General features: G+C 75.7%; 4 protein-coding genes and 1 pseudogene. All 5 read right to left on the bottom strand.

The window, feature by feature from the left end:
- Window positions 1-137: pseudogene (locus Mterra_RS23715) on the bottom strand (quinone-dependent dihydroorotate dehydrogenase); the annotation flags it as partial.
- A gap of 156 nt (window positions 138-293) precedes the next feature.
- Complete coding sequence (locus Mterra_RS20275) at window positions 294-935, bottom strand: hypothetical protein (protein WP_119316745.1); 642 nt, start codon at window positions 933-935, stop codon at window positions 294-296.
- A complete protein-coding gene (locus Mterra_RS20280) occupies window positions 928-1,467 on the bottom strand; it encodes a hypothetical protein (protein ID WP_119316746.1) in 540 nt (179 codons plus the stop codon). Before Mterra_RS20280 ends, Mterra_RS20275 begins: the two co-directional genes overlap by 8 nt.
- Window positions 1,468-1,563: 96 nt before the next feature.
- The gene (locus tag Mterra_RS20285; RefSeq protein WP_119316747.1) at window positions 1,564-1,965 is read right to left on the bottom strand and encodes a hypothetical protein; all 402 of its coding nucleotides are present in this window, start codon (window positions 1,963-1,965) and stop codon (window positions 1,564-1,566) included.
- Window positions 1,966-2,483: 518 nt separating this feature from the next.
- Window positions 2,484-2,757: hypothetical protein (locus Mterra_RS20290; RefSeq protein WP_218022989.1), on the bottom strand; the 274-nt coding region annotated here is incomplete at its 5' end.

Genomic DNA, 2,757 nt, shown 5'->3' on the forward strand with positions numbered 1-2,757 from the left:
CAGGTGAGGTCGGGGGCGATCTTGAGCAGGAGGGGCTTGGGCTGCGGCTGGGCCCTGGCGAAGCCCCCCACCGCCGCCAGCAGTTCCTCCAGCCGCTCGCCCTCTTGCAGCGCCCGCAGGCCCGGCGGGCTCAGGCTCCTGCAGCAGGGGCTGGGACTCCACGGCCTCCCGCAGGAGGGGGGAGAGCTCCCCCTTGCCCAGGGGCCGGCCCGGCTCCTCGGCGGCCACCGGCCCGGGCTCGGCGCCCTCGGCCGGGCGCTCCTTGAGTTTGGGCAGTCTCACGCGGCTGTCGCTCATGCGGCTTTCCTCCGCTTCCTCTTGGGCGCGGCGTCGAGGCCGCGGGCCTTCAGCTCGGCCCGCACCGCCCGCTCGAGCTCGCGGTCGCGCCTGGCCTCGCGCCGGAGCAGGGCCAGCAGCTCGGCCTGGCCCTTGCCCTCGAGGCCGGCCCGCAGCTCGCGCACCCGGGCGTTACGGGCGGCCGTGCGCCGGCCGCCCTTGCTCGAGAGGTCGCGGCGGTGGGCGTCCTCGAGGGCCCGCGCCACGCGGCGGGCGTGCCCCTCGCGGGCCTCGGCGAGCCGGTCGGCGGCCACCAGGCGGGCCAGGTCGCGCTCGTAGGCCCGGATGGCCTCGAGGGTGGCCCGGTCGCCGGCGGCCCGGGCCTTGCGGCGCTCGGCGGAGAGGTAGGGGTCCAGCACGCGCACGCCCAGCACCCGGCCGCGGCGGGTGACGACCGCCCGGGCCTGGCCCTTGCCGCCGGCGCTGGGGCCCAGGTCCAGCCACTCGCCGCCCTTGCGCACCAGGCGGCCGCGCGGCCTGGCCTTGGGCTTGTGTTCCACCGTGGCGGTTCTCACCGCCTTGGCGGGGTCTCGGGTGAAGCGGCCGCGCTCGTCGAAGTAGACGACCCGGCACACCTCCTTCTTGCGCAGCCTAGCCACGCGACACCCCCGGCCCCGACCTCTCGCGGCGCCGGCGGTAGCGCCCGAAGGGGGTGTGCAGCTCGGTCTCCTCGCGCTGGCGCTTGGGCCACAGCAGCGACAGGCCCAGCAGGGCCAGGAAGACGCCCAGCCCGCCCATGCCGACGGCGGCGCCGGTGCCCACCGTCTGGATGGGCCCGGGCCCCACCACCTCGAGCGCCTCGCGGAACTCCAGCGCCACCCGGAAGGCGAAGTAGGCCACGGTGGCCGCGGCCAGCGCCCCGACCACGATCGCCAGCGCCGGCACCAGCGCGGGCTGCGGGGAGCCCTGGGCCTGGGCCCGGGGCGCCTCGACGTGGAAGCGCACCACGAAGAGCCCGTCGCGCCGGCCCCAGTCGTCCACCCGGATCAGGGTGGTCCTGAACTCCCGGTTCAGGTGCTCCTCGAGGCCCTTCTTGCCCAGGGCGAAGGGGTCGCCCCGCTTGACGGCGTAGGCGAACTCGTACTGCTTGCCGGGCTCGAGCGGGTCGCTGGGGCTGAGGCGGCGGGCCATGTCCCCGCCAGCATGGACCGGCGGAATCCGCCCATAAAGGAAGAAACCGCCGCCCAGTACAGACGGCGGTTGGCGCCGGCGGAACCGGACGGCGGTTTACGCCGCGCTGGTCATGATCTTGCGCTGGGCGGCGGTTTCCTTGGCCCGCAGGCCGGCGATCTCGGCCTCGAGCTGCTCCACCCGCTCGGCGAAGGGGGCGGCGAACTGGGCCATCAGCGCCAGCACGGCCGCGAGGCGGGCCGCCCGCCCGTCGCCCATGTCGGGGATGCCGGCCAGGTCGCGCACGTCGCAGCCGTCGAGGTTTCGTAGGTCGCCCCCGGCGTACTCCATGACGCGCTGGGCGGCCCGCTCGCTGGAGAGCACCACGGCCAGCAGCTCCTGCTGGGGCTGCTCGAGCGGGTTGCGCTTGCGGCCGGTGGTCTTGGCGGTGAAGGCCCGGAACGCCATCCGGCCGGGGTAACCTTTGGGTCGCCTGGTGGTCTGCCCTTTGTCGTCCATGCGCTCAGCCTCCCAGGTAGACCGGCTCGCATCCGTCGAACCGCACCGTATAAGGGCCAGGGGTCGCCAGGTCTACCGCGCAACCCCCGCCGCTGCACACGTCGGGGGCCGCATAGGTGAAAATACCCGAACCAGTCTGAAGAGTGAGTGTATTTGCACGCCCGGACACGCGCAGGTGGGCGCGCCGCCCGGCAACGGCGGCGTATTCTACGCGTGCCCGGCAGAAATTCCAGGGTCTGGCGGTTTCCGCCGTCTCATCCGGACGGCGGAGGCTGACGGCCCCGGGGGTTTCCCCCTCCGGGGCACGAGAACCGCCGGCGGCCGCGGCCGCCGGCGGGGAGGGCCGGGGATTTGCGCCAACCCCGGCGGTCAGCGCCGGCGCGCTCAGCCGGGCGTAGAGGACGAGGGCCACCAGGCCCAGCAGCGCCAGGCGGGCCCGGGTCACGGCCGCTCCTCCCGCAGGGAGGCCAGCAGGCCCCGCAGCATCGAGCGGCGGGCCTCGAGCTGCCGCTCCGGGCTCACCGCGCCCCCCCCTCGCCGGCCCGGGGGAGCTCGACCCCCAGCCGCGCGGCCAGCCGCAGGGCCGCGGGCGCCGCGCCCTCGGGGTCCCACTCCAGCAGGCCCCCCGCCTGGGCGTAGAACCCGCCGTGCTCGTCGAAGCCCAGCACCAGCGGGTGGCCGCGCTCGAGGAAGGCCCGCTCGAGCGCCTCGGGGGTGCAGGGCCCGGGCTCCGGGGGCGCGGGGTTCTCCTCAGGGGCTGGGGCCATGGCATAGGCTCGCACGGGGTAGCTC

Source organism: Calidithermus terrae (genome assembly GCF_003574345.1).
Classification (GTDB): domain Bacteria; phylum Deinococcota; class Deinococci; order Deinococcales; family Thermaceae; genus Calidithermus; species Calidithermus chliarophilus.